Origin of the sequence: uncultured Bradyrhizobium sp. (assembly GCF_936928535.1) — a bacterium.
Classification (GTDB): Bacteria; Pseudomonadota; Alphaproteobacteria; order Rhizobiales; family Xanthobacteraceae; genus Bradyrhizobium.
The window spans coordinates 34,476-41,310 of sequence record NZ_CAKZHY010000036.1; the positions used below are offsets into that span (position 1 = coordinate 34,476).

8 protein-coding genes are annotated in these 6,835 nt (G+C 64.4%); 6 read left to right on the top strand and 2 right to left on the bottom strand.

Annotated elements, in window-relative coordinates:
* The first annotated feature begins 55 nt into the window (after window positions 1-55).
* The 4 genes from Q0687_RS04625 to Q0687_RS04640 all read left to right on the top strand — a co-directional run bounded on the left by Q0687_RS04625 (window position 56) and on the right by Q0687_RS04640 (window position 3,786).
* The gene (locus Q0687_RS04625; RefSeq protein ID WP_298872863.1) at window positions 56-1,501 is read left to right on the top strand and encodes a hypothetical protein; all 1,446 of its coding nucleotides are present in this window, start codon (window positions 56-58) and stop codon (window positions 1,499-1,501) included.
* 23 nt (window positions 1,502-1,524) lie between these two features.
* Window positions 1,525-2,046, top strand: coding sequence for a hypothetical protein (locus Q0687_RS04630; protein ID WP_363323928.1), 522 nt, complete (start codon window positions 1,525-1,527; stop codon window positions 2,044-2,046).
* A 51-nt stretch (window positions 2,047-2,097) separates the two neighbouring features.
* Window positions 2,098-2,715 (top strand): LysE family translocator, encoded by a 618-nt coding sequence (locus Q0687_RS04635; protein WP_298872890.1) that lies wholly within the window; start codon window positions 2,098-2,100, stop codon window positions 2,713-2,715.
* A gap of 87 nt (window positions 2,716-2,802) precedes the next feature.
* On the top strand, window positions 2,803-3,786 hold the full coding sequence (locus tag Q0687_RS04640; protein ID WP_298872869.1) for a DUF3592 domain-containing protein: 984 nt from the start codon (window positions 2,803-2,805) through the stop codon (window positions 3,784-3,786).
* On the opposite strand, the gene Q0687_RS04645 is transcribed toward Q0687_RS04640, so the two are convergent.
* Window positions 3,783-4,589 (bottom strand): N-formylglutamate amidohydrolase, encoded by an 807-nt coding sequence (locus tag Q0687_RS04645; RefSeq protein ID WP_298872872.1) that lies wholly within the window; start codon window positions 4,587-4,589, stop codon window positions 3,783-3,785. The two genes, Q0687_RS04640 and Q0687_RS04645, sit on opposite strands and share 4 nt — an antisense overlap.
* Window positions 4,590-4,682: 93 nt before the next feature.
* Here Q0687_RS04645 and Q0687_RS04650 point away from each other — a divergent pair, with 93 nt between their 5' ends.
* Window positions 4,683-5,591, top strand: a complete 909-nt coding sequence (locus tag Q0687_RS04650) for a transglutaminase family protein (protein ID WP_298872875.1) — start codon at window positions 4,683-4,685, stop codon at window positions 5,589-5,591.
* A gap of 182 nt (window positions 5,592-5,773) precedes the next feature.
* Complete coding sequence (locus Q0687_RS04655; RefSeq protein ID WP_298872877.1) at window positions 5,774-6,172, top strand: gamma-glutamylcyclotransferase family protein; 399 nt, start codon at window positions 5,774-5,776, stop codon at window positions 6,170-6,172.
* Here Q0687_RS04655 and Q0687_RS04660 read toward each other — a convergent pair.
* Window positions 6,169-6,732, bottom strand: coding sequence for a chlorite dismutase family protein (locus Q0687_RS04660; RefSeq protein ID WP_298872881.1), 564 nt, complete (start codon window positions 6,730-6,732; stop codon window positions 6,169-6,171). The two genes, Q0687_RS04655 and Q0687_RS04660, sit on opposite strands and share 4 nt — an antisense overlap.
* Between the last annotated feature and the right edge of the window lie 103 nt (window positions 6,733-6,835).

A 6,835-nucleotide genomic window follows, 5' to 3' on the forward strand; every position in this document is an offset into this window, starting at 1 on the left:
GCTTGTGCTAGCGTTGACGCTCAGCCAACGCAGATTGGTTCCGGGGAGGACTTCGATGTTCCGTTGCGTTTTGACTGCTGCCGCCTTCGTCCTTTTTGCCGGCGGCACTTCTGTTCACGCCCAGAAGCAGACCATCGGCGCGCCGCCCGAGGCGTCGAACATGAAGCTGGTCGGCACTAATGACCTCCAGGGGCGTAGCGCCTATCAGCCGACCATCCATCATCAGGGCGACCGCTGGATCGCCTACATCGGTCATCATGGCGGCACCGATGACGTGCCTGATCCCGTCAATCCGATGACCGGCAAGGCGGAGCCGAACGGAACGTCCATCATCGACGTGACCGATCCCGCGCATCCGAAATATTTGCGGCACCTGCCTGGACAGGAGGGCAAGTACGAATCCGGCGGCGCGCAGATGGTGCGCGTGTGCGATGGCAAGACCTTGCCGAAGGCCGATCCCAATGCGGTCTACATGTTGCGCACCTTCGGCAGCGAGGCACATGAGATCTGGAACGTCGCCGATCCCGTCAACCCCGTGTTGATCACGCGCCTTGGTGGCTTGAAGGACACGCACAAGAGCTGGTGGGAATGCGACACCGGCATCGCCTATCTCGTCTCCGGCGCGCCGGACTGGCGCACGCGGCGCATGACGCAGATTTACGATCTCTCCGATCCCGCGCATCCGCAAAAGATCCGCGATTTCGGCCTGCCCGGCCAGGAGCCCGGGTCGACCGGCGCGGTGCCGACCGAGTTGCACGGACCGATCTCGACAGGGCCCAATGGCAACCGCGTCTATTTCGGCTATGGCACCAACAAGGGCGGCATCCTGCAGATCGTCGATCGCGAAAAGCTCCTGACGGGGCCGAAGGAGCCGACGGCGGACAATCTGCGTTTTCCCGAGATATCGCGGCTGCCGATGTCCGCCTTCAACGGCGCGCACACGACGTTCCCCATGCTCGACATGCCCGTCGCTGAATTCGCCGAGGACAAGGACGGCAAGACCCGCGATATCGTCATGATCGTGGATGAAGCGATCCTCAACGAATGCGGCGAGGCCAGGCAGATGGTGTGGTTCGCCGACGTGACCACCGAGACGCGGCCGATGATGATCTCGAGCTACACCGTGCCGGAGGCGAGCGGACATTTCTGCCAGCGCGGCGGCCGCTTCGGCTCGCACTCCTCGAATGAGAGCATGGCGCCGGTCTATTACAAGAAGATGGCCTTCATCGCCTTCTTCAATGCCGGTGTGCGCGCGCTCGACATCCGCGACCCCTATCATCCCAAAGAGGTCGGCTATTTCATCCCGGCGATCACGCAGGCGACCGACAAGCGCTGCATTCCCGTGGAGGGTGGCGAGCGCTGCAAGGTCGCGATCCAGACCAACAATGTCGAGACCGACGATCGCGGCTACATCTACATCGTCGATCGCGCCAACACCGGCCTGCACATCCTCGAATTGACCGGAGCGGCGCGCGCCGTCGCCGGCCTGCCAAAGCCCTGACGATGCGGCGCGCGGCGACATTAGTGGTGGCGGTGATCGCGCTCGGCGCGTCCGGCGTCGGGGCCTATCAGCTCGCCCCGTCGTCCGTGCCGCTATCCGCGCATTGGCGCGAGACGGCCTGGCCATTCCCGCGCGACGGCTGGCCCGCGGGCCGTGCATTCCGTTGCGAGGGCGGGGGCTGCGACGGCGCCGAGCTCTACGTCCGCGCCAAGCGTGGCTTCTGCAATTGCGAGCGCGGCGTTGCCGATGACGACGAGGTCGATCGCGTCGCCGATATCGATCTGATCACCCCGCGCTTTAGCGCGACCGCGCCGGGCGAGGTGGTGCGTGTCGGTGAGATGCACGGCCGTGCGCGGCGCTATGATCTCGCCCATGATGGTGCGAGCCGCGCTGCGGTCGGCGTTGCGCTCTCACGGCGCTGCGATCTCTTCGTCGCGGCGGTGCAGGGGCGCGGCGACGCTGGCGCGATGCAGCATGCGGCGCTCGTGTTCCTGGAGACGCGGGAGATGAAAACCTGGGTGACGGCGGCGCTGGACGGAAACTGAGTGCCGTGCATTAATACCTGCAAACACCCTCAGCTCCGAGTCCTCCCCATGATGTCCATGCAAGCCTATCTCGCCTTCGTCGCTGCCTGCATTGCGCTCGCGCTGCTGCCGGGGCCGATCGTCACTCTCGTCATCGCCAATGGCCTGCGCTACGGCACACGCTCGGCACTGACCAACATTCTCGGCGTGCAGATGGGTCTGCTGATCGTGATTGGCATCCTTGCGGTCGGCCTCACCACGCTGATGGCGACGATGGGCTATTGGTTCAACTGGGTGCGCTTTGCGGGCGCGGCCTATCTGGTCTGGCTCGGCATCAAGCTGATCCGCTCGCCGGTTGAAGGCGTCTCCGCCGATGCGCCGCCGCCGCCCCCGCGCGGTGGCTTTCTCTTGCAGGGCTTTGTCGTGGCGTTGTCGAACCCGAAACTGCTGGTGTTCTTCGGCGCGTTCATTCCGCAGTTCATGGACATGAGCAAGGATCATTTGTCGCAGGTCCTGGTGCTCGGAGTGACCTTCATGGTGCTGGCCGGCTTGACCGATGGAATCTACGCGCTGCTTGCCGGTCGGGTCCGCGGCTTTTTCTCGGCGCGCCGCACCCGCCTGGTGTCGCGCGTGTCGGGCGGCTTCATGATCGGCGGCGGCATCTGGCTGGCACTGATCCGGGCCAAGTGAGCACCAAAGCGAGCGTTCACACCGGTTGAACCTTTGCCGGCGGCAATGCGTCCAAGGGAGCATTGCCGCTGACGAAGGATTTTTGCCGTGCCGAATTTGCCCCCGCTGGTTTACGCGATGCTGCTTGCGCCGCTGGCGCTGGTCCTGATCGCGGCCATCGTGAAGACCTGGCAGGCCCGCGAGGCGCGGAGCTGGCCACTTGTATCAGGCAAGGTCGTCACCTCGGTTGCCGAGCTGCGCGAGACCAGGGTCCCCGACGATGAGCGCGAGGACGGTTTTCGTACGGAAAGCCGCAATTTTGCGAACGTCACCTACGAGTATTCTGTCGGCGGCCGCAAGCTGCGCTGCAACCGCATCTCGATCGGCGAGGACCTCGGCAATTTCCAGGTGGCCGAGAAGCTCGCGAAATACCCGGCCGGCAGCATCGTCACCGTCTATTACAATCCGCGCCATCCCGATCAGGCCGTGCTGGAACGCGACCTGCCGAAGGGCTTGTGGGGTTGCCTCGGCATCGGCTCGGCGATCGTGGTCGCGATCATCTTCGGCTCGGCATTCGGTCTCAACCAGAGCTATTTCTGGCTCGCGCATCACATCGGCCGGCCTGATCTGGCGGGGCTCGTCGTCGCCTTCGGCGCGTTCGGCCTGGTCATTGCGCTGATGGGGTGGGCGGCGCGGCGGCAGGCCTCGATGGCGACGCGCTGGCCGGTCGTCTCAGGCACCATCAAACTGTCTGAAATGGAGGAATATCACGAGGCGAGCGAGCCGGGCGAGGCGCGCGGCGCCGAGATGTTCGGCAAGCGCGTGACCTATACCTACAGCTACCAGAACGTCCGCTACACCAATGAATGCGCGCGGGTTGCGGCCGGCACGCCATCAGCCTCCAACAAGATGCTGGAGAAGCTGATGTCGCGCTATCAGGACGGCGCGTCCGTCGAGGTCCACGTCAACCCTGACAATCCTGCCGAGGCCACGCTCGATGCCCGCGGCGGGGGCCGTATCGCCTTTGTGCTGTGGGGCATCGCCGCGATCTTCGCCGCACTCGCGCTGTTCGTGGCGATGCGCGGCGGCTAGCCGGGCAGGAGCGCCGGTCTCAACTCCGTCTCGATCTCTCGAAAAATCCGCGCCAGCCGCTCCGCCCATTGCTGCTGGCCGGATTGATCGGCGATCAGGTCCTGGCGGATCTCGATGCCGGTGTTGACGAGACCTCGCGCCTCGCCATGCACAGGAATGGTGTAGTCGCTGAGATCGCTCACGGCATAGGGCTCGTTGTCGCCCACGACGAGATCGCCCTCGGCGCGCAGATGTTTCAGCAGCAGCTGCGGCAATACCTTGTCGCGATTGTAGAGCGCACCGATGTGCCAGGGGCGTGCGACGCCGGCATAGACGGGCGTGAAGCTGTGCAGCGACACCAGCACCGTCGGCCGCTTGTCGTGGGCACGGCGATCGATCACCGCATCGATGCGCTGATGATAGGGCTCGAAGATCTCGCGCCGCCGGGCGGCGCGCTCGCTGTCCGAGATACCTTCGTTGCGCGGAATCGCGGTCGCCTCTGATATCACGGGGATCGAGCTCGCCACGCCGGGCGAGCGGTTGCAGTCGATCACGAGCCGCGAATAGCGCTGCGCGATCAGATGCGCGTTAAGCATGTTTGCGAGCCGCTCCGCGACGCCGGCAATGCCGATGTCCCAGGCGATGTGCCTGACAAGCTCGTCTTCCGATACACCGAGATCGCCGAGCGCACGCGGCAGAATCCGGCCGTAATGGTCCGATGTGAGCAGAAAGGGTGATGCTCCCTCGACATTCACCTCATGCACTGGCGGAATATCGTGATCGCCAAGGAGTTGATCCGTCGCCTCGGCTGTGTTGAAAGCCATCGTGTTTGCCTATGGAAAAAGCAGTCGCTCCCGGAAATTGGGCAAAGAATCGAAAACAATGGGTCTGCCCAACATCACTATGACGATCGTACGATGCCGCTGCTGACGATTCACCACAAGACCGAATATTGCTACATCAGGCCCGTGGCCTTTGGCGAACACAGATTCATGCTGCGTCCCAGCGACGGCCATGATCTGCGTGTCCTCGCGAGCGAGCTGAAGATCTCGCCCGAGCCGATGTCGCTGCGCTGGATCCACGACGTATCAGGCAATTCGGTCGCGATCGCCGATTTCGACGCGCGTGCCGACAGGCTCGTGTTCGACTGGCGCGTCACCGTCGAGCACAATCCGGTCGACGACTTCGCGCTGACGCCTGACGATGCCGCCTACTTCTATCCCTTCGTCTATGACGACGCGGAATTGCCCGACCTCGTGCAGTACATCACGCCGCAATATCCTGATCCCGAGGGCAAGGTCGCGGCATGGGTCCGCGAATTTGTCGACGAAGACGCGCCGCTGCCGACGTTCGCAATCCTGAGCCGCATCACGCACGCGATCCGCAAGCAGTTCAGATACCGCAGGCGTCACGAGCCGGGCACGCAGAGCCCTGGGGATACGTTGCGGTGGGGCACCGGCACCTGCCGCGACTATGCGCTGTTCATGATCGAGGCGCTGCGCCGGCTCGGCATCGCCGCGCGCTTCGTCTCGGGCTACATCTTCGTGCCCGATGACATCGCGCGGCACCATGTCGGCGGCGGCTCGACCCATGCATGGGTGCAGGTGTACTTGCCGAGCGCGGGCTGGATCGAGTTCGATCCGACCAACGGCATCGTCGGCACCCGCGATCTCATTCGCGTCGCGGTCGCGCGCGACCCGCGCCAGGCGATCCCGCTGCACGGCATCTATATCGGCGCCCAGGACGCGTTCGACGTGATGAATGTGAGCGTCAGGGTGGTTGCGGCCGAGCAGCGCAGCGGGGAGCTGGAAGCGGAGGTTTTGTAAAGTCTCTCGCCGTCGTCCCGGCGAAAGCCGGGACCCATACGCCGCAGCAATAGTTTTGCGAAGACTCGGAGTTACCAGCTCGTCCGACAACCGCTCCCTGTGGTTATGGATCCCGGCCTTCGCCGGGACGACAGCGTATGTGCGGCTCTGTTGCGCGAACCAATTGCCAGCTATAGAGCCCCATGACCTCCGATCGTCTCTTCGTCTACGGCACCCTGATGCGCGGCTTCGACCATCCGATGGCGCGGCTGCTCGCGCAGCATGCGGATTTCCTGGGTGAGGCGAGCTGCCGCGGCCGGCTCGTGCTGGTGAAGCATTATCCGGGATTGCTGCTGTCCGAGGCCTCATCGGACGTCGTGCACGGCGAACTCTTCTCCTTGCGCGCCGGCGACGAGCTGCTGCGCGAGCTCGACATGTACGAGGCCTGCGGCGAGGGCTTTCCGGAGCCGACGGAATATCTGCGACAGCTCGTCGACGTATCAGGCGCGGATGGCGTGCCGGCGCCGGCCTGGACTTATATCTACAACTGGCCGGTGACGGGCCTGCCGCACATCGCCTCCGGCCGCTTTCTCGACCACTAAGCCGACAGCACTTCCTTCACCACGCGCACATCGACCTCGCGCTCGACATAGGTCCATTCTTCCGTGCGCCTGAGCATCCCGACCAGCTCGTCGAACAGCGAGGTGTGCGCGGGGGCGAACTCGAACCAGGTCAGGAAATCGAAGGGCTCGCCGAGGTCGCGGCTGTGATAGAGCTGGCGCGCGATGGCGGGCAGGAAACGCATGCTGCTCGCGATGTGATGCGACTTGTCTTCAAAGATCTTGCGCCGCTCTTCCTGTGTCAGGTCCCACCAGGCCTGCGATTTGCGGATAGGGATCAGCGCCGCGCTGGTTGCCTCCAGCCGGCCGAGACCCGCCTGCACGCTCTCGAGCTGCTGCTTCTCGGGGCGCTCGGTGTAGCGCAAATTGCTGGGAACGCCGACCAGGCGCCAGGCATTGCGCGAGGGCACCAGCGGCAGCGCGACGGCGTCGCCGTCGGTCACCGACAGCGCCGGCATGAAGGGCAGGGGCTCGCCCGTCACAGGCGATATCGAGGTCACGCGCCAGCCCCCGCTCTGGCCACCCCGAAAGGTCCTGAACATGGGGATATGGAAGCGTGGAACCGGGCGGGGGGCAAGCTTTTCCCGTCATTCCGGGGCATCACCCCGTCATCCTGAGGTGCGAGTGGCGCGATGCAACAGCATC